At 44.0% G+C, this 24,282-nt stretch carries 23 protein-coding genes; 4 read left to right on the top strand and 19 right to left on the bottom strand.

The genetic code is table 11. From position 1 onward, the window contains the following. Positions 1-199: 199 nt before the first annotated feature. Together fabF and FS736_RS01240 are read right to left on the bottom strand one after the other, a co-directional pair. Positions 200-1,441, bottom strand: coding sequence for a beta-ketoacyl-ACP synthase II (fabF, locus tag FS736_RS01245; protein WP_144474979.1), 1,242 nt, complete (start codon positions 1,439-1,441; stop codon positions 200-202). Positions 1,442-1,494: 53 nt separating this feature from the next. Then, positions 1,495-2,427, bottom strand: coding sequence for a beta-ketoacyl-ACP synthase III (locus FS736_RS01240; protein WP_144474544.1), 933 nt, complete (start codon positions 2,425-2,427; stop codon positions 1,495-1,497). A 261-nt stretch (positions 2,428-2,688) separates the two neighbouring features. Between FS736_RS01240 and FS736_RS01235 the strand changes: the two genes are divergently transcribed. Continuing rightward, entirely contained in the window at positions 2,689-3,000 is a 312-nt protein-coding gene (locus FS736_RS01235; RefSeq protein WP_144474543.1) for a hypothetical protein, read from the top strand. 25 nt (positions 3,001-3,025) lie between these two features. Here the strand turns inward: FS736_RS01235 and FS736_RS01230 are convergent, their stop codons facing one another. From FS736_RS01230 to FS736_RS01215, 4 genes are all read right to left on the bottom strand, one after another. Beyond that, the gene (locus FS736_RS01230; protein WP_144474542.1) at positions 3,026-3,214 is read right to left on the bottom strand and encodes a ComZ family protein; all 189 of its coding nucleotides are present in this window, start codon (positions 3,212-3,214) and stop codon (positions 3,026-3,028) included. A 25-nt stretch (positions 3,215-3,239) separates the two neighbouring features. Further along, the gene (locus tag FS736_RS01225; RefSeq protein WP_144474541.1) at positions 3,240-4,190 is read right to left on the bottom strand and encodes a BMP family ABC transporter substrate-binding protein; all 951 of its coding nucleotides are present in this window, start codon (positions 4,188-4,190) and stop codon (positions 3,240-3,242) included. Between the two features lie 144 nt (positions 4,191-4,334). Further along, positions 4,335-5,162, bottom strand: a complete 828-nt coding sequence (locus tag FS736_RS01220) for an NAD-dependent epimerase/dehydratase family protein (protein WP_144474540.1) — start codon at positions 5,160-5,162, stop codon at positions 4,335-4,337. A gap of 67 nt (positions 5,163-5,229) precedes the next feature. After that, positions 5,230-5,973, bottom strand: coding sequence for a lipase family protein (locus FS736_RS01215; RefSeq protein ID WP_313959695.1), 744 nt, complete (start codon positions 5,971-5,973; stop codon positions 5,230-5,232). 291 nt (positions 5,974-6,264) lie between these two features. Here FS736_RS01215 and FS736_RS01210 point away from each other — a divergent pair, with 291 nt between their 5' ends. Continuing rightward, positions 6,265-6,453 (top strand): YjzD family protein, encoded by a 189-nt coding sequence (locus tag FS736_RS01210; RefSeq protein WP_144474539.1) that lies wholly within the window; start codon positions 6,265-6,267, stop codon positions 6,451-6,453. Between the two features lie 46 nt (positions 6,454-6,499). Here FS736_RS01210 and clpB read toward each other — a convergent pair whose 3' ends face one another. Then, a complete protein-coding gene (clpB, locus tag FS736_RS01205; RefSeq protein ID WP_144474538.1) occupies positions 6,500-9,100 on the bottom strand; it encodes an ATP-dependent chaperone ClpB in 2,601 nt (866 codons plus the stop codon). Between the two features lie 94 nt (positions 9,101-9,194). Then, positions 9,195-9,377 carry a YjzC family protein gene (locus FS736_RS01200; protein ID WP_079508079.1) on the bottom strand — a complete coding sequence of 61 codons (183 nt, stop codon included), beginning with the start codon at positions 9,375-9,377 and terminating at the stop codon, positions 9,195-9,197. 149 nt (positions 9,378-9,526) lie between these two features. On the opposite strand from FS736_RS01200, the gene FS736_RS01195 reads away from it, so the two are divergent. Further along, positions 9,527-10,339 (top strand): undecaprenyl-diphosphate phosphatase, encoded by an 813-nt coding sequence (locus tag FS736_RS01195; protein WP_144474537.1) that lies wholly within the window; start codon positions 9,527-9,529, stop codon positions 10,337-10,339. Between the two features lie 44 nt (positions 10,340-10,383). Here FS736_RS01195 and argF read toward each other — a convergent pair whose 3' ends face one another. The 7 genes from argF to argC all read right to left on the bottom strand — a co-directional run bounded on the left by argF (position 10,384) and on the right by argC (position 19,805). Beyond that, positions 10,384-11,340, bottom strand: a complete 957-nt coding sequence (gene argF, locus FS736_RS01190; RefSeq protein WP_144474536.1) for an ornithine carbamoyltransferase — start codon at positions 11,338-11,340, stop codon at positions 10,384-10,386. Next, positions 11,337-14,438, bottom strand: a complete 3,102-nt coding sequence (locus FS736_RS01185; RefSeq protein ID WP_144474535.1) for a carbamoyl phosphate synthase large subunit — start codon at positions 14,436-14,438, stop codon at positions 11,337-11,339. The genes argF and FS736_RS01185 overlap by 4 nt, the downstream gene beginning before the upstream one ends. Next, complete coding sequence (locus FS736_RS01180) at positions 14,431-15,510, bottom strand: carbamoyl phosphate synthase small subunit (RefSeq protein WP_144474534.1); 1,080 nt, start codon at positions 15,508-15,510, stop codon at positions 14,431-14,433. The genes FS736_RS01185 and FS736_RS01180 overlap by 8 nt, the downstream gene beginning before the upstream one ends. A 75-nt stretch (positions 15,511-15,585) precedes the next feature. Then, positions 15,586-16,740, bottom strand: a complete 1,155-nt coding sequence (locus tag FS736_RS01175; protein ID WP_144474533.1) for an acetylornithine transaminase — start codon at positions 16,738-16,740, stop codon at positions 15,586-15,588. Further along, the gene (gene argB, locus FS736_RS01170) at positions 16,737-17,510 is read right to left on the bottom strand and encodes an acetylglutamate kinase (protein WP_144474532.1); all 774 of its coding nucleotides are present in this window, start codon (positions 17,508-17,510) and stop codon (positions 16,737-16,739) included. The genes FS736_RS01175 and argB overlap by 4 nt, the downstream gene beginning before the upstream one ends. Positions 17,511-17,523: 13 nt before the next feature. Further along, the gene (gene argJ / locus FS736_RS01165) at positions 17,524-18,759 is read right to left on the bottom strand and encodes a bifunctional ornithine acetyltransferase/N-acetylglutamate synthase (RefSeq protein ID WP_144474531.1); all 1,236 of its coding nucleotides are present in this window, start codon (positions 18,757-18,759) and stop codon (positions 17,524-17,526) included. An 11-nt stretch (positions 18,760-18,770) separates the two neighbouring features. After that, positions 18,771-19,805, bottom strand: a complete 1,035-nt coding sequence (argC, locus tag FS736_RS01160; protein ID WP_144474530.1) for an N-acetyl-gamma-glutamyl-phosphate reductase — start codon at positions 19,803-19,805, stop codon at positions 18,771-18,773. Positions 19,806-20,027: 222 nt separating this feature from the next. On the opposite strand from argC, the gene FS736_RS01155 reads away from it, so the two are divergent. Beyond that, complete coding sequence (locus FS736_RS01155; protein ID WP_395883490.1) at positions 20,028-20,720, top strand: Crp/Fnr family transcriptional regulator; 693 nt, start codon at positions 20,028-20,030, stop codon at positions 20,718-20,720. Positions 20,721-20,987: 267 nt separating this feature from the next. Here the strand turns inward: FS736_RS01155 and FS736_RS01150 are convergent, their stop codons facing one another. The 4 genes from FS736_RS01150 to FS736_RS01135 all read right to left on the bottom strand — a co-directional run bounded on the left by FS736_RS01150 (position 20,988) and on the right by FS736_RS01135 (position 24,236). Continuing rightward, positions 20,988-21,704 carry a YwiC-like family protein gene (locus FS736_RS01150; protein ID WP_144474529.1) on the bottom strand — a complete coding sequence of 239 codons (717 nt, stop codon included), beginning with the start codon at positions 21,702-21,704 and terminating at the stop codon, positions 20,988-20,990. 187 nt (positions 21,705-21,891) lie between these two features. Next, positions 21,892-22,314 carry a respiratory nitrate reductase subunit gamma gene (locus FS736_RS01145; RefSeq protein ID WP_251544228.1) on the bottom strand — a complete coding sequence of 141 codons (423 nt, stop codon included), beginning with the start codon at positions 22,312-22,314 and terminating at the stop codon, positions 21,892-21,894. 144 nt (positions 22,315-22,458) lie between these two features. Continuing rightward, complete coding sequence (gene mobB / locus FS736_RS01140; protein ID WP_251544137.1) at positions 22,459-22,977, bottom strand: molybdopterin-guanine dinucleotide biosynthesis protein B; 519 nt, start codon at positions 22,975-22,977, stop codon at positions 22,459-22,461. Continuing rightward, complete coding sequence (locus FS736_RS01135) at positions 22,971-24,236, bottom strand: molybdopterin molybdotransferase MoeA (RefSeq protein WP_144474526.1); 1,266 nt, start codon at positions 24,234-24,236, stop codon at positions 22,971-22,973. The genes mobB and FS736_RS01135 overlap by 7 nt, the downstream gene beginning before the upstream one ends. Positions 24,237-24,282 lie beyond the last annotated feature (46 nt).

The following is a 24,282-nucleotide window of genomic DNA, read 5'->3' as shown; positions in this document are numbered from 1 at the left end:
AATGCTGCTTTCTTCATGAAACTAAAGAGTATTGAGGCAAATTCTAGTATGAGGGGAAGAAGTTTTATAAGAGTGTAATTAGCCCCTAAATGGAATTCTCATGGGCATAGGAGGTACGGAAAGGATTCATCGACAAAAAAAGCAGAAACCCTGCCGAAAGGGTTCCTGCTTCTATTACGAAGGACTTTTACCGATATCATTAAGCTTCGTATTTTCTGAAAGCAATTGTAGCATTATGGCCGCCAAAACCGAGCGAATTGCTGATTGCTGCGTTTACTTGCTGGCTGCGTGCTTCGTTTGGAACATAATCAAGATCACATTCAGGATCTGGATTTTCAAGATTGATTGTTGGAGGCAAAATTCCTTCTTTCAATGCAAGTACGGTGAAGATTGCCTCAATTCCTCCTGCTGCTCCAAGCAAGTGGCCTGTCATCGATTTTGTTGAACTGACTGCCAGCTTGTATGCCTGTTCGCCAAAGACTGTCTTGATCGCCATTGTTTCATATTTATCGTTATACTCGGTGCTTGTTCCATGTGCATTGATATAACCAACTTCTTCTGGTGCAAGCCCTGCATCATCAAGGGCCATTTTCATCGCTCTTGCCCCGCCTTCACCTTCTGGAGCGGGTGCGGTGATATGGTATGCGTCTCCAGTTGCGCCATAGCCGACGATTTCGGCATAGATTTTTGCTCCGCGGGCCAATGCGTGTTCTAATTCCTCAAGAACGACAATTCCAGCGCCTTCACCCATCACGAAGCCATCACGGTTTTTATCGAATGGTCTGCTTGCTTTCTCTGGGTCATGATTGGTCGATAAGGCAGTATTTGCACAGAATCCTGCAAAAGACATTTTTGTTATTGGTGCTTCTGCCCCGCCTGTTACCATAACATCAGCATCACCGCGCTGGATGACCTTAAAAGCATCACCGATTGAGTTTGTCCCCGTCGCACACGCTGTCACTGTACATGAGTTAAAGCCTCTTGCACCAAGAGTGATCGATACCTGTCCTGTTGCCATGTCAGGAATCATCATTGGCACGAAGAAGGGGCTGACCCTGCGGTACCCTCTATTCATGAATGTTTCATGCTGCTGCTCGAATGTCTCCATCCCGCCGATTCCCGATCCGATCCATACACCAACTCGCGGCGCATTCTCATCGGTAATTTCCAGCTCGGCATCTTTTACAGCCATCAGGGATGCGGCAACAGCATAATGTGTGAAGCGATCCATTTTCCTTGCATCTTTCCGGTCTATAAAGTTTTCAACATTGAATTCTTTTACTTCTGCTGCGACCTTTGCCGGAAAATCATCGGCATTTAGCCTTGTGACCGGGCCGATTCCCGATACACCTTCCACAATATTTTTCCAGGTAGTTTCTGCATCATTGCCGAGGGGCGTGACAGCCCCGATTCCAGTAACTACGACTCTGCGTTTCTCCATCATTTATTGCATCTCCTTTATCTGATCTCTTATTTTGATTGAAGTTATTTTAATTATCTACCCCATCGCATGGCAATCGCGCCCCAGGTCAATCCCCCGCCAAAGCCTACCATTACGACTACATCGCCATCCTTGATTTTTCCAGCTTCTAGTTCTTCAAAAAGCGAAATCGGGATTGAAGCGGCAGATGTATTTCCGTACTTATGGACTGTTTTTGACATTTTTTCAATAGGAAGCTCAAGACGCTGGCGTGCAGACTCCATGATCCTGATATTTGCCTGGTGGGGAATCAGGAAATCTACATCTTCTTTTGAAAGGCCGGCTTTTTCAAGTACATTGATGCTGCTCTCACCCATTTGCCTTACCGCAAACTTGAAAACTTCCCGGCCGTTCATCACAATATAGTCGTCCTGATACAGATACTTTCCGCCGGTTCCGTCAGAACCCAATTCAAACGAAAGTACTCCTTTACCGTCTGACACTGGCCCCATCACTACAGCACCGGCACCATCACCAAAAAGTACAGCTGTATTCCGATCATTCCAGTCAGTGATCTTGGATAGTTTCTCCACACCAACTATTAACACGTACTTATACGTACCTGCTTCGATAAACTGCTTTCCGGTTACCATCCCATACATGAATCCGGCGCATGCGGCACTCAAGTCCATTGCTGCAGCCTTTTTCGCACCAAGCTGTTCCTGGAGCATGCATGACACCGTTGGGAAAGGCTGATCCGGCGTAACTGTAGCTACCAGGATCAAGTCTAGTTCTTCAGCAGAAATACCAGCATTTTTGATGGCTTCTGCTGCAGCACGATAGGCTAAATGTGATGTATCCATATCATCATTTGCAATTCTTCTTTCTTCAATCCCCGTCCTTGTGCGGATCCACTCATCCGAAGTGTCCATTTTCTTTTCCAGATCAAGGTTCGTTACTATATTTTCAGGCAAGTACCGCCCAACCCCAATTATCCCTGCATTCATGGGATCCATCTCCTTTATCTTTTGGATTCTGTCTATTTAGCACAATTTATTGTTATCAATTATTATGACTTGGTACTAATTTTAGCAGATAATCCTCCCCTGCTGCAACTGAAAAATAAGAATTCCACTATTGACCCAGTCCATATGACCAGATTCTTCATAGACTGACAGTGAGGACATTACGTCTGAAAACTGACAAGTGCCAGCCGCCAGTTTGCACTATATTGATGTAAAAAGAGATAGAGAAAGGTGGGAATGAAAATGGAGGATGAAAGAGCTAGAGACCTGTTTGGTTTCAAGCTCAGGAGAAGTGAAGAAGAAGTCGGCGATGAGAAAGGACAGGAATTCGATCATTTCGACCACATCATGTTTGGAGGTCAGAGGAACATAGCCGAAAGCAATGACCAACCAGCAGAGCCTTCTTCCCCTTTAAGCAAGTACCTTGATCAAATTGATTTAGATGAAGTGATGTACCATGTTGATACATTGATCACATCAGCCAGGGAACTAAAGCCCCTTTTGGGCAAAGTAAAGCCTTTTTTTAACCAGATCATTGATAAAAATAAAAGCTGAGGCATGCCTCAGCTTTTATTTTTATCTATTCCTGTGCAGCGTCTGCTTTCCCCAGTTCATATGCTTCGTTCATTACTTTTGTGAACAGGGTGAAAAATGGCTGCAGATTGTCCATTGTCAGCTCGATGCCTGCTTCTTGCAGTTTTTGCTGGGCTTCTGGCAGGTACTTCATGGCGATTTGCATGAATTCCATTGTTTTGTCATTATTTTGCATGTTCTTTGCCTCCTATAGTGTCAAATCATTGATTAGGTAATTTGCCAGTGTTTTTATAAGTATTGATATAAGTATTTAACTTTTTGCGGTACTCTGAATCGACATCAGGGCTGAATTTGCCAAGGGTAATCACACCGTCTTGAAAGTCGAATGATAAATTGCCAGATTCAAGATTGCCGTTATTGTACTTCTCAGCCGTTAATTCATACAAGTCGTCAACATGCTGGACAGTACTCGTCAGAACCGTCGACTCGCCGAAATCGGACTGGTCAGAAATATAGCCAATCACATAAAAGCCGCTGTCCTTCACTTTTTCGATAACGGGAACATTATACCCATCTCCGGCAGGATAAATAACATCCGCTCCCTCGTCCAAAACTTCGTCAAGAACTTCCAGCGCTTTCTTTTGGTCATCCCAGTGGCCAACATAACGGATGTTGACCTTCATATTCTTATTTTCAAAAATGGCCCCATCATAAAATCCTTCGACTTCAGGCTGCCATTCATAAGCTGCAATGATACCGACCTTGCCAGTTTCAGACATATGGCTCGCGACCATACCTCCAAAGAATCCCATAGCATATCCCTCAAAGTTCAGACTTGTCGTGTTCTTCTTTCGGGCATCTCCATTAAAACTGATGAAATGGATATCTGGATATTCTTCAGATATCTTATTGAAAAAGGCAGCGTACTCATTGCCATGGCCATAGATCAGGTTCACACCTTTACGGTCGAACTCCTTGACAGCTTCCTCTACAGCTTCTTGGGAATCCATACCTTCCTTGAAAAAAACATCAACACCCAGACGGGTCTGGATTTGCAGAAGACCGCGATATCCCTTTGTCCCCCACACCTGATCATCAATAGTTTCAGGCACCAGCAGGCCGACTTTCTCTACCTTCCCGGATGCAATAGGTTGTCCGCATCCTCCAAGCAAAAGAAGGCTTAACAATATCAGCCCGAAACGTTTCAGCATCCGATGCATCTCCTTTATGCGCCACTGTTCTTATACTATATGATCCAGCAGTGTTCGCTTTATTAAAATGGAACCGAGTAAAAGAATCTTTTACCATTTTACTCTGTGGAGTATCGTTTGAAAAGTGATTTATGGAAAATCCCTTCAGACTCTGCTGTCGTGTATCCGGTAATATTGCTCCCTTTGTTTCCTCAACCCTTTGCTGACTTCTTCGTTTTTTTTCACTTTTTTGACCTTGACGGCCCCTTTTACCTTTGATTTTGCAAACCGGCTATCAGGAACTGCTGGGTCCTGTCCAAGCAGTTCCCTGGCACACTCTTCCCATCTGTCAGGTTGTCCGCTTGACAGTATAAACTGCCCTTGTTCCCCGGATTCAGCCATTTTCCTAATCAAGTTAACAGCATCATCAATATACAAACAATCCTCTGTCCACTCCCAAGGATCGATTTCGAGGATTTCTCCTCTTTGATTTGAGGCATGATTCATCGCTTTCTGGAAAAAACACTTCTCAGGCTGCCATGGCCCAAAAATAGTCGGCAGATAGATTATCAGGACTGAAGACTTTACACTGTTGATAAACAGGTCCAATCCTAAATCAGTCTTATTCAGCTTCACATTTTCATGCGCCAAATATGCAGGAAGGAGCAAAACTGTCCGCTGGTTATTATATTGCCGTGACTCAAGTTTAGGTAAAATTGTCTCCAGATAATCTGCTGTGCGCTCCTGTTGGAGGAATACTTCAAACAGAGTAACAAATAAGTAATCAAAAGCTTCATCCGTCTGCCACTCTAATGAACTGATTTCTGAGAAGTTTGCATTCCTGCCAATTTCCAAACACTTCTCTTCTGTATAATCGTTCTCTTTTTCACCGATAGGATGGATTCCCGCCACTTCAATGCCCATATCGAGCAAATGCCGACAAAGACTATAGCCTATAAAATCGTATACCCCAACAATAGTTGCCCTTTCCATGTAAATTCCTCCTTGCAATTACTCTCTTGTATCCTATGAATCTAATATTGAAAATATTTGCAAGGAGTTATAGGACCTGCTCATGTTTGGACAGAAATTGGACGATTTGGAATCCTATCTGCAGTTTTTTTTCGGGCAGCACGTAACTTATGGTAATCGGCAAACTGTCTTTTTCCCATTCAACTGATAAATGCTTAATGACATTCGATTGTTTATATGCTCTGTTCCCAGACAAAACATGAATGATTTTTACCGGTGTTTCTTTATTGAAGCTTTCGGAACCTGCATCCTCATCATGAAGTCGCTGATGAAGATTCTTGATACCGGTTTCGTACGCCGTTTCCAGTTCTCCTATAAGCTTTTTATAAAAAAACTTGTTCTCTTTTTCCTGTTCCAGATGGGCAGTTAATGAGAGGATTGGATTGATCAGAACCAGTGATCTGATTTTATTATCGCTGTCGGCTAATAGTTTCAATGCGACGAGTGCCCCCATCCCTTCAGCAACGATATGGAAGTATGGGTTCAAAATTTCATTGCGGACAATATGAGTGCACAATCTTTTCGCCAGGTCGACAGCCTTCTCACTTCCCCAATGCCTGCCGTATAAATTTGAATAAAAAACAGTATATCCTTCATTTTTCCAAATGTTCAGCATTGAACGTTTACCTTCATTCTGTGTCCAAAAACTGCTTTTTCCATTTACAAAATGTCTTTCGTCTCCAATTGCCAGGATACCGAAACCATTTGGTCTTTCAGGATAATGTATCACGTTCCATTCGGTATCCAGTTTAAAGTTCCGGCTCTCCACCATACCAACCCCTTCCCTATAGATTATTCATATTACTGTATGTTATTTATCAGGAAATGAACGGGAGTTTGCCCATTTTTCTCATTAAACCTTAGAATCTTCATAAATGACTTTTTGATTTGCCAAACATATCAAATGGCCTGAAATTTTATCTACATCTCTATAATAATTCCTACAGACGGGAAAATCGATTGATTACATGAAAACGCTTTTCATTTTATTTAAATATTATTTATAATTTAGATGGCTTGTGGTAAGATGATAAAAGATTTAATAATGTAAGAGGTGAAAATCGTGAAATATTTCTGGACTTTATTCTGGACATTCCTTCTTGTTCTAATGCTGAATTATGTAGCCGGCGCAATGATTGGCGTTGGATTGGACCTGGCTCAAAGCACGATCCTGGCTGTTTTGGCAACCATAATCATCCTCGTGATTCCTGCAGTCCTTCCTGGCGGTTCCGAAGAGAAGCACGGTCATTAATTAAAGTACATAAAAAAGTCATCCAGCTGGATGACTTTTTTCTTTGTTATTCAACTCGCAACTCAATATCCCCATTTTCAATTCCAATTTCCACCTTACTTTTCTCTTTTATCCTGCCAGCGATAATTTCTTTTGCAAGTTTGGTTTCCACGCTTCTCTGGATGAATCGCTTCAACGGTCTGGCACCATAGACAGGATCGAAACCATGTTCTGCTAAAAACTCTTTGGCTTCATCCGTGATATCAAGCTGGATTTGCTGATCTGCCAGTCTTCCCTGCAGAGTTGAAACCAACTTTCCGACGATCATTTTGATTTCTTTCAATGCAAGCGGCTTGAACAAAATGATTTCATCGACACGATTCAGGAATTCAGGACGGAAATGGCTGCGCAGCTGGGACATGACCAGGTCCCTTGTTTCAGAAGAGATTTCCTCGGCACCGTCCTGCCGCTCAAGCAGATGGTGTGAACCGATATTGGATGTCATGATGATTACCGTGTTCTTAAAGTCGACAGTTCTTCCCTGCGAATCGGTTACCCTGCCATCATCCAGCATTTGCAGGAGGATATTGAATACTTCAGGATGCGCCTTCTCCACTTCATCGAGAAGGATGACAGAATATGGATTCCTTCTGACAGCCTCTGTCAACTGTCCTCCTTCTTCATACCCGACATATCCTGGAGGGGCTCCAATCAACCTTGAAACAGCATGCTTTTCCATATACTCGGACATATCGATTCGGATGATATGCTCTTCACTGTCAAACAAGGATTGTGCCAGCGTCTTCGCCAACTCCGTTTTACCAACCCCTGTAGGGCCAAGGAAAATGAATGAACCAATCGGCCTGTTTGGATCCTTGATTCCTGCTCTTGCCCTTAGGACTGCATCGGCAACGAGAGATACCGCTTCATCCTGCCCTACAACTCGTTCATGCAGGATGCTCTCAAGCTTGAGAAGCTTCTCCCGTTCCCCCTCAACCAGTTTCATTACTGGAATGCCCGTCCAGCGTGAAACGATACCGGCAATTTCTTCTTCGGTTACTTCCTCACGAAGAAGCCTGTCATCTTCATTCTTGCTAACCTCCAATTCAAGCTCTTTCAGCTCTTTTTCCAGCGAAGGAATACGGCCATGCCTTAATTCAGCCGCCTTGTTCAAATCATAATCATTTTCTGCTTTTTCCAGTTCACGGCGCAGTTTTTCCAACATTTCACGTTTTTCCTGAACCTTTTGGATTCCCTCTTTTTCCTGCTGCCACCTTGCCTTCATCCCATTCGCTTTTTCCCTTAAATTCGCGAGTTCCTTACGAAGAATTTCAAGGCGTTCCCGGCTGGCATCATCTTTTTCCTTTGTCAATGCAGCTTCTTCGATTTCCAGCTGCATGACCCTTCTGGTTACCTCATCAAGTTCAGAGGGCATTGAATCAATTTCCGTACGGATTAGTGCACACGCCTCATCAACAAGGTCAATCGCCTTATCAGGCAGGAATCTGTCCGTTATATACCGATCAGATAATGTGGCAGCAGCAACCAGTGCACGGTCATGGATATTCACTCCATGGTGGATTTCGAACCTTTCTTTCAATCCCCTTAAAATTGAAACTGTATCTTCTACGTCCGGTTCCTGTACCAGTACCTGCTGGAATCTGCGTTCCAATGCGGGGTCTTTTTCAATGTATTTACGATGCTCATCGAGAGTTGTCGCGCCGATGCAATGAAGTTCCCCGCGGGCAAGCATAGGCTTCAGCATATTCCCTGCATCCATAGCGCCCTCTGTCTTCCCAGCCCCTACGATTGTATGGAGTTCATCGATGAACAGAAGGATTTTCCCTTCACTTTTTTTCACTTCATTCAAAACGGCTTTCAATCTCTCTTCGAATTCGCCGCGGAACTTCGCACCAGCAATCAGCGCACTCATATCAAGTGCAAATACCGTCTTATCCTTCAAGCCCTCTGGAACATCTTTACGCACGATCCTTTGTGCCAAACCTTCCACTATAGCAGTCTTGCCGACCCCAGGTTCCCCGATCAGGACTGGATTGTTTTTTGTTTTCCTTGATAGGATACGGATTACATTTCGTATTTCACTATCCCGGCCGATTACCGGGTCAACCTTACCTGAGCGGACTTCCTCAACTAGGTCACGTCCATATTTTTTTAAAACTTCGTAAGTCGCCTCTGGGTTTTGTGAAGTCACTCTCTGATTCCCCCTAACCTCTTTGATTCTTGCCAGCAGTTTTGCCCTCGTTATGCCTGAATTCCTCAAGGCAGATCCAGCCTCGGAACCTGCAGTTTCGAGTGCTGCCAGGATAACATGTTCTACCGACAGATATTCGTCCTCAAACTGTTTCATTTCCTTTTCGCCTTGTGCCAAAACCTTTTGCAGTGTCGAGGTAATATATAATTTCCCCTGTTCGACGCCGCTTCCTGAAACTTGTGGTTTTTTTGCAAGGGAATTATTTAAGACTTCTTTATAATTTTCCAGATTCATTCCTAAGCCCGTCAATAGGGTAGCGGCCAGGTTACCGTCTTGTCCAAGTATGGAGAGCAACAGATGGGTATCGTCCACTTCCTGGTGATTATGTTGAACAGCCAGGGTCTGGGCTGATACAAATGCCTGCTGTAAGCTTTCCGTCATTCTATTTAAATCCAACCCAATCACTCCTTTGACCTTTTTTGACCTTTATTTCATTATAATAAAATTTTCCATAAAGTAAAGCCATCCGCACTGGATGGCTTTACTGCTTTTATTTAAATTTTGGCATGTATGTCCAGTGGCGATTATGGTTGGAGTTTTCAGGAAAGCGATCCCCAGCTTTCAGCTTGATTTTTTGCGGGTTGTTGACATTGCTGCCTGTTTCGCCGATTTCAATGTAAATACCATTATTAGGTGCCTTTTGTCCGGCACGGAACTGATGACTCTGACCCATTTGCCTTCCTCCTTCATAAGTATTCCGGCTGTAATATTATTTACTTTCTCAACCAAAGTATTAATGCTTATTTTATCCTTTTAAAAAAAAGGGATATGCTGTACATTAGTTTGTATGGGTTAAAAAAACATGGAGGATTAGAAATCATTATGGAGAATTTCTTTGATTTGATCAAATACATACTTTTAGGTTTATTCCAGGGAATTACAGAGCCAATACCCGTGTCTTCAAGCGGCCACCTTGAAATTGCCGAGCATTTTTTCGGGCTTGAAATCAGGGGCATGAGCTTTGCCCTTTTGGTGAACACAGCTTCATTATTTGCGGTATTATTCATTTATCGGGAAGATATCTGGCGATTAATTGTCAATGGACTTGCATATCTTAAGGATAAAGATCCTGAAGCGAAGTCTGACTTTATGTTCATTATCTACCTGATTGTCGGAACGATTCCTGCAGGAGTCATCGGCATCCTTTTTGGCGACTTTATCGAGGGAAATTTAGCTTCAATAAAAACTGTCGGCATTACATTATTGGTGACTGGCTTTGCACTTTGGATGATTCGGAATTTGCGGGGGCGCAAAAGTGACGGTGATTTAAGTTTTAGGGATGCGATTATTGTTGGTCTTGCCCAGGCTGTAGCCCTCATACCAGGAATCAGCCGTTCGGGTGCTACGATTGTTGCCGCAATGGCGCTTGGCATGAAACAGGAAACAGCCTTAAGATATTCCTTCCTGTTATATATTCCTGTCAGTGTCGGCGGCATGATCCTTGGATTTTCGGACATTTTACAAGACCCATTTCTTAAGGATCTGGCATTACCGTATGTATTTGCATTTATTGCTTCACTAATCGCCTCTTACTTTTCATTAAAATGGTTCATGAATATCATGGCCCAGGGAAATCTGAAGTATTTTGCGATTTATTGCTTCATTGCTGGCACAGCAGTGATCCTTTTCTCTTAATTAAGGTAAAAAACCGGCTAACATTTAGCCGGTTTTATTTGTATCTAGTCCTTCAAAATCTCCACCAGCAAAGCTTTTTGGGCGTGAAGTCGATTTCCTGCCTGCTCAAAAATGACTGAGTGCTGACCATCAATGATATCTGCGGCTACTTCTTCTCCTCGATGTGCGGGAAGGCAGTGCATGAAAAGGTAATCATCATTTGCTGCCGTCAGCAATTCAGCATTAACCTGAAAATCTTGAAAGTCCTTCATTCTTTTTTCGTTTTCGCCTTCCTGTCCCATGCTCGTCCAGACATCTGTATAGATGACATCTGCTTCAGCAACAGCTTCTGATGGCGATTCAGTAATGACGAGTTTTGCACCACTCTTTGCTGCAAAGCTCTCACAAAGGGATATAATTTGCGAATCAGGGTAATATCCATTTGGACATGCAAGCGATATGTCGAGACCCACTTTTGTGCAGGCGATCATCAGGGAATGTGCGACATTGTTGCCATCCCCGATATATGCCAGCTTGAGTCCTTCCAGCTTACCCTTCTTTTCGTATATCGTCATCAGATCGGCCAGCGCCTGGCATGGGTGATATAAATCGGTCAATCCGTTAATGACCGGTATATCGGCATGCTGTGCCAGCTCCTCCACCGATTTATGTGAAAACGTCCTGATCATGATGCCATCCAGGTATTGTGAAAGAACCTGGGCTGTATCGCTTAGCGATTCGCCTCTCCCCAGCTGAAGATCATTGCCATTTAAATATAGAGCGCTGCCTCCAAGCTGAATCATGCCTACTTCGAATGAAACCCGGGTCCGAGTCGAGGATTTATCAAAAATCATTCCAAGGATTTTCCCTTTTAAAGGCTGGTCAAATTGTTTTTTGAGCGTTTTTTCTTTGAGGATCATTGCCTTTTCCAGCAATGCCAGAATCTCATGTTTTTCTATATGGGCAAGAGTTAATAAATCTTTGCCTTTTAGATTGGTATCAAGCTGTTGCAGTGCTGTCATCTTACAATCACTTCCTCATTTTTTTCTGTCAGCCATTCTCCTAGGGATTTTACATTCCAGGATTGCATGGATTGGCTTTCTAAAAAAGCATATAATGTTTCCTTTTGGGTCAAGACGATTTTTCTGTTCTTTACTGCCCACTCCCTTAGAGCGATATCCTCTTTCAAAGTCCCGGGGCAATACAAGGCAGCGATTAAGTTATCTTCAGTTACATGGTCAATATCCACAAGCTGTAAAGAAGGGAATTTGTTTTCCACTTCCGATAAAACCTTCTTATCAGCAATGGCAATGGTACCGTTGACACTCTTTCCATTTAAGGAATGAAAACTTTTATTTATGGCTTCTTGAAAAGAGGCTCCTACACTGATTCCTTCTCCTGTCGATATCATTTGAGGACCTGTTTTGCTGTCAAGCCCTTTTAGTGCAAAGTTCGAAAATACAGGGTGTTTGACACAGATGAAAGGTGCATCAGAATCGAGTTTGATTTCGTCTTTCGACAAAAAGTATTTCCCAAGCAATATTTTTGTCGCTTTTTCCACTAAATCCACTCCGGCTACCTTGCTAACGATCGGCATGGTCCTGCTTGAACGTGGATTGACTTCCAGTAAATACACGTCCTCACCTTTCACAATGAACTGAACATTCATTAACCCCTTATATTTCAAACTGCTCACAATCCTCTTGGCATAATCAGCCATTTTCCGTTTCATTTTTGGCGGGAAGCTCTGGGCAGGGATCATACAAAAACTGTCCCCTGAATGGACTCCTGTCTTCTCGATATGCTCGATGATCGCCGGAATCAGGATATGCTCACCATCCGCCGCAAGGTCAAGCTCTGCCTCACTTGCTTCAAGATACTGATCAACAAGAATCGGGTAATGTATATTTCCTTCTTCCAATACATTATTCAACTCCTGTTGGTTATGAATTATGACCATATTCAACCCGCCAATGACATAAGATGGCCTGATCATTACTGGGTATCCGAGACGCTCGGCTGCATTCCGCAATTCTTCTTCGTCAGCAGCTGTCTCTCCTTTTACACGCGGAATCTCCAATTTATCAAGCAGTTTGTAAAATTCATCTCTGTCCTCAAATACATCAATTGTCCCGGAGGATGTTCCCAGGAGCTGTACTCCTTCTTCTTCAAGCCCTTTGGCAAGATTTAAAGCCGTCTGTCCGCCGAGCTGAACAATGACTTCATCAATTCCTTCAAGCTCAATCACATTCAAGATATCTTCCAATGCCAATGGCTCAAAATACAGCCTGTCGGAAATCGCAAAATCTGTGCTGACTGTTTCGGGATTGTTATTGATCATGATCGTTTCGATTTCTTCTTCCTTAAGGGCAAAGACGCCGTGAACTGAGCAATAATCAAACTCAATTCCCTGACCGATGCTGATTGGGCCGCTTCCGATGACGAGGACCTTCCGCTTTCCGCTTTTAGCCATCGCCTCATTTTCTCCAAAATAGCTCGAATAAAAATAATTGGATGCTGATTCAAATTCAGCAGCACATGTATCGACCATCTTATATGCAGGCACTATACCTTGCTCTCTTCGCAGTTCCCTGACAGCTTTCTCCGCAACCTTCCAAACTGTTGCCAGATAGGCATCGCTAAAACCTTTTTCTTTTAAAATTCTTAGTTCAGATGGTGTAATGATTTCGATATTGTATCCTTCAATTTCCTTCTCCATTTCAATCAATGATTTGAATTTAGATAGGAAGAACAGATCTATTTTGGTTCTTTCATGGAGAGCCATCATCCTCTCGCCTTTGCGCAGCAGTTCCAGCAAAGCAAATATCCGCTGGTCTGTCTGATTGTCTGCAAGGGTGTATAACTCTTCAACGGAAAGATCCGCAATAGCAGGCAGCTTCAAGTCCAAGGTTTTGATGTTAAGGGACCTGACGGCTTTGATGAATGCACGCTCAAAGTTTCTGTCAATCGCCATCGCTTCCCCGGTTGCCTTCATTTGCGTCCCCAGTGTCCGGTCAATGTGAGGGAATTGTTCGAACGGCCATTTCGGGATTTTCACTACTACATAATCGAGCGCCGGCTCATAGCTGGCGAATGTATTTCCCGTTACCGGGTTCTTGATCTCTGCCAGGTTATATCCAACGGCCAGCTTTGCTGCCATACGGGCAATCGGGTAACCTGTCGCTTTGGATGCGAGCGCTGAAGACCGGCTTACACGCGGATTCACTTCAATCAAGTAGTATTTCTTGCTTTCAGGATCGAGGGCAAACTGGATATTGCAGCCTCCGACAATTCCTAAAGCCGAAATAATTTTAACCGCCGAAGTCCTGAGCATTTGATACTCACGGTCAGTCAGCGTTTGGGAAGGTGCAACGACGATCGAGTCACCTGTATGGATTCCCACTGGATCGATATTTTCCATATTACAAATGGCGATACAAGTTCCAGCTGAATCACGCATCATTTCATATTCAATTTCTTTGAAGCCGGCAATGCTTCTTTCCACCAGGCATTGGTTGATTGGGCTCTCATTCAATCCCCCGGAAACAAGCGCCAGTAATTCATCCATATCATCGGCAATTCCGCCTCCTGTGCCGCCAAGTGTATAGGCTGGACGGACAATCAGCGGAAAACCGATTCTTTCTGCAAAAGCAGCCGCTTCTTCCACCATTTGTACGATTTCGCTTTCCGGCACAGGCTCATTCAGCTTATGCATCAGGCTTCGGAATGCTTCCCTGTCCTCCCCCTGCTTGATGCTCGACACTGAAGTACCAAGTACTTTCACACGGTATTTTTCGAGGATTCCTTGTTCACTCAGCTTAAAAACCAGATTTAGTCCTGCCTGGCCGCCCAGTGTGCCGAGAATGCCATCTGGCCTTTCTTTTTTGATGATATTTTCTACACTTTCCACTGTCATCGGCTCAAAATAGACTGCGTCGGCAAACACATGATCCGTCATGACGGTGGCAGGGTTATTGTTGACAAGTATGACACGGTAGCCTTCCTCTTTCAGAGCGATGCAGGCCTGTGTTCCTGCATAATCAAATTCTGCTGCCTGGCCGATGATAATGGGGCCAGATCCAATGACCAATATTGATTTAATACTTGTATCCTTAGGCATAGCTGACTTCTCTCCGCTTTCTGTATTTGACTGTATTGATGAATTCTTCGAATATGAAGATGCTATCTTCAGGTCCCGGACTTGCTTCTGGATGAAATTGAACGGTAATCAGCGGCAGTTTTTCATGGTAAAGCCCCTCGATGGACTGGTCATTTTTATTAAGGAACCGTATTTTCAAACCTGTATGCTCGATACTATCTTGATCAACCGCATAGCTATGATTTTGTGATGACATGAATACACGGTTTCCCGTCACATCGAATACAGGCTGGTTTGCTCCCCGGTGTCCAAACAGCATTTTTCTCGTATCCCCTCCGAAAGCAAGGGCCGCCAGCTGATGGCCGAGACAGATTCCCAATACCGGATAATATTCAGCCACTTTCCTGATTTCCGGCAGCTGATCAATCAACTCTTTTGGATCTCCTGGTCCATTTGATAAAAGCACCCCATCAGGCTTCAGTGCCGAAATTTGTTCCGCACTATAATCATAGGGAACGATTGTAACAAGGCAGCTTTGTTTAACGAGATAGTCGGCAATCGATTTTTTGAATCCGTAATCGACCAATACGATGTGGGTATTGCCCCTTCCAATCGTCACCGGTGACTGGACTGAAACCTCTTTTACCTTCAGGCTGTCGATGGTGTCGCAGCATACAGTACTTTCACGGCCAGCTGCCAGAACTGCCGGCATCGTGCCATTTTGCCGGATGCTTTTTACAAGCTCACGGGTATCAATATGTTCAAGGACCGGAATATTCCATTTTTCAAGATACTCGGTAAAAGAATGCTGTGCTTCATAATGGTAGGCCTCTTTGGCAGCTTCACAGACAATTACCGCTGCAACATGCGGCTTCTTGCTTTCAAAATCCTCATTATTTATACCGTAATTGCCAATCAGCGGATAAGTGAACACAATGATTTGATTCTTATAGGAAGGATCGGTCAGTACCTCCTGATATCCTGTCATTCCTGTGAAAAACACAATTTCACCGGCGATTCCCTCTTCAGGAAGCGAACCAAGCAGGGATCCCTGATATGTCTTTCCGTCAGCCAGATGCAAATATCCTTTCATTTGTCACCTCTCCAGTTGAATATTTATTTATAATCATAAATTTTTATTCATTTATTTTTAAAAAATATACAGCTCTTAAGCTGTTACGGTTTGCTTTATTAACATTTCTCTTAATACAGATACTGCCTTTTGCAGATCTTCGACAGTTACAATCAGCGGCGGAAGAAGCCTTATCACCTTTTCTCCTGCCGGCAAAGTGATCAATCCCGCCTTCCTCAGCTGGGAGAGATAAGGCTGGGCTGCAACAGTCAATTCTATACCGGCCATCAAGCCAATGCCCCTGATTTCATTTACCACTTCCAAATCGCCAAGTTCCTGGTCAAGCAACTGAAACAAAGTCTCCCCTTTGGCAGATACTTCTTTAAGGAATTCATGTTCAAAGATAATATCCATTACAGCGGAAGCAGCAGCGGTACTGATTGGATTCCCTCCGAATGTTGATCCATGGCTACCCGGGCCAAAATGTTCTGCAAGTATCGCTTTACCGACGGCTGCACCAATTGGCAATCCATTACCAAGCCCTTTTGCAACCGTTATGATATCGGGTGAGATTCCAAAGTGCTGAAAGGCGAAGGGCTTTCCTGTACGCCCGATTCCCGTTTGGATTTCATCGACAATAAGCAGCACCCCGTTTTCTGTGCAGAGTTTGTCTGCCTCTTTAATAAACTCTTCATTAACGACATGAATTCCGCCTTCACCCTGAACAATTTCAATCATGACGGCTGCTGTATCGGAATCAATTTCATTTTTTAGAGCTTCCAGGTCATTGAATGGCAAGTGAACAAAGGTTTCGAGCATACTCCCGAATCCATGCTTGATTTTTTCCTGCCCTGTCGCTGCCATGCCAGCAAACGTACGCCCATGGAAGGATTGCAGGAACGTAATGATCTTCTTCCTGCCGGTTGCTTTTCTCGCCAGTTTTATTGCTGCTTCATTAGCCTCTGCACCACTGTTGGCAAAAAACACACAATCCAAACCAGACGCTTTCGCAAGTTTTCCGGCTGCTTCCTCCTGGATGCTTTGCGGAAAAAGATTTGATACATGCCAGAATAATTCCAGCTGATCTTTGACAGCCTGTTCTACCCCTTCAGGACGATGGCCCAGATTACATACACCTATACCTGAAGTAAAATCAAGATATTCACGTCCATCTTTCCCATGAATGACCGATCCGCTTGCTTTCTCAGGCTCAATCTCCCATCTCTGGTAAGTAGGGAATAAATGACTCATTTTAGCACTCCTTCCTTTGCGGCAATCGCGGTTCCATGCCAGCAGTCATTTTTATAGAATGGCTTTTTGCCAGAAATGATCATCGCTTTCTCTACACCGGCGGCTGTTGCAGATAATGCTGAATTTACCTTGGGTACCATTCCGCCATAAATGCTTCCATCAGAAATATAGTTTTCTATCTCATGATCCGTTATTTCGGCGATTAACTCACCGTTGATCAGGATGCCATCGACATTGGTCACAAAAGCACAGCGCTCGGCATTCAAAGCTTTCGCGATCGATGCAGCAGCGTAATCTCCATTGATATTCAGCTTGCAGCCATCCTCCGAAATTCCGATAGGAGTAATGACCGGAATATAACCCGACTCAACTGCCATCATAATAAGGTCAGTATTTACGTTGTTGACCTTCCCTACATACCCTAGCCCTTGTTTATCGATATAGTCTGCCTGCAAGCAGGATCCGTCGCTCCCATTAATACCAAGAACCTTGAATCCTTGTTTCATCAATATCCCGCACAGCTGCCTGTTCGTCTGGCCTGACAGGACCATTTCAACGATTTCCATCGTTTTATCGCACGTTACCCTAAGCCCTTCCTTGAAGTCCGCAGGGATGTTATATAAATCAAGCATTGAATTGATTGCTGGCCCGCCACCATGGACGATGACAGGATAATATCCGTTTTCCATCAATTCTCTAAGACTCATAAAGAATGGGTCATCAAGTTCCCCCAGCACACTTCCGCCGCATTTAATGACTACAGTTTCCAAAGAATCCGCCCCTTTAAGTCCGATAGCTTGCGTTAATTTTCACATAATCATATGAAAGGTCACAGCCCCATGCCATTCCTTTGCCTTCACTTAGATGGAGATCCACGAAAATTTCCACCTTGTCATTCATCAAATAGTTTCTTGCGATTTCTTCGTCGAAAGCAATCGGTGTACTATCCTTCAGCATGATGATGTCACCAAGCGAAATGTCCACGGTATTCGAATTTACGGTTGCCTGGCTCTGGCCGATCGCCCCAATAATCCTTCCCCAGTTGGCATCTGCACCGTATACCGCGGTCTTGACAAGGTTTGAACCGGCTATTTGCTTGCCAATTATCCGTGCCTCTTCATCAGACAATGCACCGGATACGGATATTTCAATCAGTTTTGTCGCTCCTTCCCCATCCCTGGCAATTTGTTTTGCAAGGCTGGCACAGCTTTCTTTTAACAGTTCAATAAAAACCGGCCATTCAGGATGCTCAGGATTCAGCAGTTTATTTCCGGCAGCTCCGTTTGCCATTACAAGGACCATGTCATTTGTCGAGGTATCGCCATCGACAGTGATCTGATTAAATGTTGTATTGGTTACTTCTTTTAGTGCGTATGTCAGGTCTGCACTTGATATATTCGCATCAGTCGTTAAAAACCCGAGCATCGTGGCCATATTCGGATGAATCATGCCTGAACCTTTTGCTGCTCCTCCCACCGAAACGGTTTTTCCATCGATCAAAGCACAATGACAAGAGTGCTTCTGTACAAGATCGGTTGTCAGAATCGCCGTCTGGAAGTCCTTAATATCTTCGGAAGCATTCCCGACTGCGAGCTTTGCGATTCCCGCTTCAATTTTTTCCATTTGCAAGAATTCACCTATGACTCCCGTGGAGGCTACAGCTACATGATGTTCAGGAATCCCTAATTTTTCCGCTGTCAGCGCCCTCATCTTCAGTGCATCCTTATATCCCTGTTCGCCTGTACAAGCATTCGCGCATGCACTGTTGACGACGACGGCCTGAAGAACTCCATCACTGGCAATGCTCTCCTGTGTAACAACCAGCGGAGCAGCCTGAAAATGGCTTGTTGTATAAACCGCAGCACAGCTTGCTGGTGCCTCACTAACAATCATTCCTAAATCAAGCTTGTTATAGCGCAATCCAGCATGAACTCCGCCGCACTTGAATCCCTTTGGAGTCAAGATCCCGCCCTCCGGGATTTCTTTGATCAACTTCTGGTCTGTCAAAGCCTGGTACATATAATCCTCCTTTATGGATACAGGGGCATCATTTCAAGACCCGCTGTTTCATCTAATCCAAACATTATATTGGCGTTCTGGACAGCCTGCCCTGCAGCGCCTTTCATTAAATTATCAATGACCGAAACAATCGTCAGCCTTCCAGTCCGGCTGTCCGCATGCAATCCGATATCGCAGTAATTAGAACCTTTAACTTCTTTCACGGCCGGAAAGATTCCTTCCTTCCTGACTCTTACAAAAGGGTGCCGAGAATAAGTTTCCTCATACAAATCCAGCAATCTCGAAGTATCCCAATCTTCCTTAAGGTTCACATACATGGTCGTCATGATCCCTCTCGTTACCGGAATGAGGTGGGTGCTAAAGGTTATTTTCACCCCATCACCATTCCAAAAACTTACCTGTTGTTCAATTTCCGGAATATGCTGATGTTCGTTCACTTTATAAATTTTGAAATTTTCATTCAACTCAGCATACAAGGTGCCCAGGGAAGGCGACCTTCCTGCCCCCGATACGCCAGACTTTGCATCAATGATTATACTATTTGGATCAATTACTTTTTCCTTCAAGACCGGCGCGAGGCCGAGAAGCGCTGCTGTTGGATAGCAGCCTGGATTGGCAAGAATGCTTGCATGCACAATTTCCTCTCTGTTCCATTCGCTTAGGCCATACACTGCTTCGGCCAGAATCGAATTGTCTACTGGTTTATGCTTATACCAGTTTCTATAAGTATTGGATTCTTTTAATCTCAGGTCTCCGGACAGGTCGATGACTTTGATGTTTTTATTAAAAAAGTTTTCGACAAGTTCTCCGGAAACTTTCGATGGTGTTGCCAGGAAGACAATGTCTGATTCATCAACGATTTTTTCTGGATCAATGCTGGTGAGGACTTTATCAAAGATGCCTGTCAAATGGGGATACTCTGCAGAAACAGGCTTTTCATCCCGTGTTGTATGTACTGAATGAATAGTGAAAGATGGATGATTGTTTAGTATACGGATCAGCTCCCCGCCCCCATAACCTGTCGTTCCGATAATAGCTGCCTTCACGTTTTTCCTCCTTTCACGATATGCATAAATAAACATATTTATTTATAATTATTAGTAAAGTTCTTTTTATTATAAAAACTAAACTATAAAAAGGCAACTAAATTATTAAAAATATGTGAACATTTCACAATTAGATTGATGATTTTGTATGCTTTACAATATAATTATATTAATATCAGATACGGACGGGTGTATAAACTCCCTTAATAAGGTGGTAATCACATGTTGACGGCTGCAACCTTGTCACCAAATATGAATAAGCTGTTTGAAAAAGTTCATAGAATTAAAAATATCGATAAAGGAAGCTTCCTTTTTGAAGAGGGAAATACTGCGAATGAGTTATACATTATCCAGAGCGGGAAATTCCAGGTCAGCAAAATGATCCCGGATGGGCGCGAGCTTACGATCAGAATGTGCTCTGCCGGTGAGTTGGTTGGAGAATTGACATTGTTCAGTCCGGAATCGCAGCATATATTGAACGCCAGGGCTTCTGAAAGCGGGAGTGTTGCGGTTATTCAAAAGGACCGGCTCGAGGACGAAATCGCAAAAGATAGCGGATTGGCACTGGAACTCGTTAAATGGCTTTCCCTGCAGCACCGCAAATCGCAAACCAGGTTCAGGGATTTGGTCCTTCACGGAAAGAAAGGTGCATTGTACTCTACCCTGATCCGTTTGGTGAACAGTTTCGGTGTAAAAACCGAAGACGGCATGAAAATTGATGTATCCTTGACAAATCAGGAACTCGCAAACTTCTGCGGCACATCGCGTGAAGTTGTAAACCGGTTATTGAGCGAGCTCAGGAAACAGGAAATCATCTCTATCGACAAAGGCTATATAACCATACATGCACTTCATCGCCTGAAACGGGAAATCGACTGCGAGAATTGCCCGATTGAAATATGCAATATTGAATAAGAAAAGCGCAAGCGCCTTGGTCAGGCCCGACAAGCGCTGGAGGGCCTGACCAAGGCGCTGGATCTGGACATTTAGCGAGTTTCAATTTATATAGCGACTAATCAATTTTTATAGCGGCTTTCAGATTTATATAGCGACTTTTCGATTTATATAGCGACTTTTCGATTTATATAGCGACTTTCCAATTTTATAGCTTGAAATGAAATTTATATATTCTCTTATCTCTTAAAGAAAAGCCGCCAGATTTCTGGCGGCTTTCTTTATTTTTTATTGAATTGCGAAAAGCATGATGATGAAAAACAATGCTGCGTTTATGATTTCATATATTCCAACCTTCATGACGCTAAGTGGCTTGCCGTAAAATGCGACGGCTCTGATCAGGCTTGGTACTGCAGCAACGGCGACAATGACTTCTCCGGCTGCCAGCCACAAAACCGGGACCAGCAAATGATAAGTCCAGGATATCCACTTGAATTGACTGTTTTTCTTTTCCCGGATCATCGTTTTCACATAGAAAGTACTTCCTGTGAAAAATAGTATACTTGAAGCAAAAACGAGAACACCGTGCTGATTGATTTCTGCAGCAGGCAGATAACTGCTTGCAAGGCCAGCGATGGAAAAAACAATGATCGCGCTTAGATCATTCATCAGTGCCCTGTCTTTATTTTTGGCCGAGAAATAGGCATTAAGGACGAAAAATGGAATCATCGCAAACCCAAAGAACACAATGGATGGTGTCGTGAATAACGGGACCATTAAGAATACTAAGGATGGGATGATATAGATTAGCGCCCATTTGCGATAAAACGGGATTTTCTTTTTTTTGAACATCAACAGAAGCGGATATGTTCCCAAATATAGTAATAGCCACCCAATAAAAAACGGGATATGCTGCCAGACGATTTCACTTGCCGCTGCTCCAAGCCAGAAAGGGATGATCAACATCGCCCAGGCTCCATGCTGTTTTGGCATAAATAATTTCATGAATGAACACTCCCTTTTGGTTCCTGCTTTAACTATAAAACAGCCGGGGGATTACATAAGTGAAACTCATCACATTTTGCCACCCCTGTTTGCAACTGACACCGAACTGTCAAAAAAGAGCCACTAAAATAAAATAAGCTGCACACAATTGGTTGTATTCGATAACCAATTGTGTGCAGTCAAGAGTTCATCCTCTTTTCTCAACCTGAAGCTTGAGATAGATTTTCTTCAAATATTGATGCGGCTTCAAAAGATAATAAATTTCCTTTGTGAATGCCAGACTTAACAGGAACAAGAACACAACGACAAAATGGATCTTTGAGAGAATGGAAATCTCCAGGATTAAGCTTATGTCTGGCTGCAGCTGTGCGAGACTGATCAGCCATCGGAACAATAGGAGCGGTTCATCAGCCATGCTGCTCGAAAGCACTATGGCAATCCCGGTCGCTGTACTCGCAGCCATCATTACTTTTACCACCATCAGCAGAAGCTTCCCTGCTGTTGAGCGTGCCTCCTCATCCCTTGATGAATCATATCGCCAGACCAGGCCCATCCCAACTATGGCAACTACCGTATAAGGGTAGACAATCCATAAAAACATCTGCAGCATTTCCACTGCTTTCACCTCACAAAAATTACACAATCATCGGACTCCATTTAACATTCTAACCGTGCAAGTGTGAAGTGACAGTGATAAAAGTCGCCCATCCAGCTAAATTCGACATAAAAATAGGTGGAAAGACGAACTTTCCACCTAAACTTGCTCGAGAATATAATCAAGAACCCAATTCACTCCCCTGTCATCTTCCATTTGAAAGACAGGGCAGGCACAATCTTTCAATAGATTGGCCAGATTCGGGTCACGATAAAAAACCACCTTGATATTTGCAAGAACTTTCAATAATTCTAAATCTGCTTCGTTCCTTAGAATGACCGCTTTTGGATAAGCCTCGCGTTTGTAGCCTTCTATCAGGATGACATCTGTCTTGAAGCAGGATAAAACCTCTATTTCTTCAGCCAGGGACCATTGCCGATTCTCCGCGTGAAGGACGAGCCTGCCTCCACCTTCGACAAGGGAGACAACTGCTCCTGCGCCCATATGGCGGCCTGAATCCTTTTCCTCCGCGATATCCGGCTTTCCACCGTGGCCATGGTGTTTGATCGTAGCAACCTCCAGGCCAGCTGCAGAAAGCTGCTGAATCAGGTTAAGGCTCAGTGTCGTCTTCCCGCTGTTCTGATATCCTGCCACCTGGAACAGTACCGGTTTTACCAAGGCCAGTCACTGCCAACATGGTCCTCTAGCATCAGGACCTCGACCTCAGTTCCTTCTTCGAAACCTCTTGTTCCTCCCGGAAGAATCATAAGTGAATTAGCACCCGCTAAGCTCATGATGATATTCGATTTATCAAGACCGCTCGGTGTAACTGCCAGCTTTCCGTTTTCGATTGTCAAGGCACTCCTGACAAATCTTGTGAATGGATTTGCCTTAGGGAAATTGGCATCCAAAATCGCCTTTTCCTTCCTTAGATGCGGCTTATCGGTAAACAGCATTGTTCTGATGATCGGCCGGGCGAATAGCTCAAATCCTACATAGCAGGCAGATGGGTTTCCAGACAGGCCAAACAGCAGCTTGCCATCCAGCTGGGCAACCGTCGTCACGCTTCCCGGACGCATCGCTACTTTATTGAACAGGACTTCCGCTCCAAGCTTTGCATAAATTTCCGGCAGGTAGTCATAGTCCCCTACGGAAACTCCCCCGGTTGTAATGAATAAATCCACTTCCTCAATCGCTTTGCTTACTGCATCAAAGCAGGTGTCAAAGTCATCAGGCAGCTGACCGAAATATTTAACTTCAGCTCCCGCCCGGAGAATCTGAGCGGAAATCATATATGAATTGCTGTTGCGGATTTTTCCCGGTTCAAGCGGCTCATGGACATCAAGCAGTTCAGTGCCGGTTGCATAAAGGCCTATCACCGGTTTTTTCGCAACAGGGACCTGAGCATAGCCAAAAGTCGCCAGCATCGCCTGGATACCAGGATTGATGAACGTGCCTTTTTTGACAAGCACTTCCCCTTCCTTTGCATCCTCGCCGCGATAGGAAACATTGTCTCCTTTATTATGCTTGCGTTTCGTTTCCATATATTTCTTTCCATCACGCTCGATTTCCTTTACTAATTCAAGCATGACCACAGCATCGGCGCCAACTGGCATTTGGGCCCCAGTCATGATCCTTACAGCCTGGAAAGGTCCCAGTTCCTTATCCGTAAGCATTCCTGCCCCAATATGGTCCACCACTTCAAATTCGACTGACTGGTTTTGGGAAGCTTCCGCTGAATCGACTGACCTTATTGCATAGCCATCGTAGGGTGCTCTGTCAAAATGCGGAACATCACTTGTGGCTTTCAGATCCTCTGATAAATAGCGCCCATAACTCTCATTGATTGAAACATATTCGATAGAGCCACTCTTTTTGTGCTCCATTACTCTCTTAACTGCCTCTCCGATTGGGATAGGATTCCTTCGCTCTAACATATAATCAGCTCCTATTGCAGGCTTCTCTTGATTGATTACCCTTTTC

The sequence above is a fragment of the Cytobacillus oceanisediminis 2691 genome (assembly GCF_007678455.1).
Lineage (GTDB): Bacteria > Bacillota > Bacilli > Bacillales > Cytobacillaceae > Mesobacillus > Mesobacillus oceanisediminis_A.
This window is presented reverse-complemented; position numbering and strand designations above follow the sequence as displayed.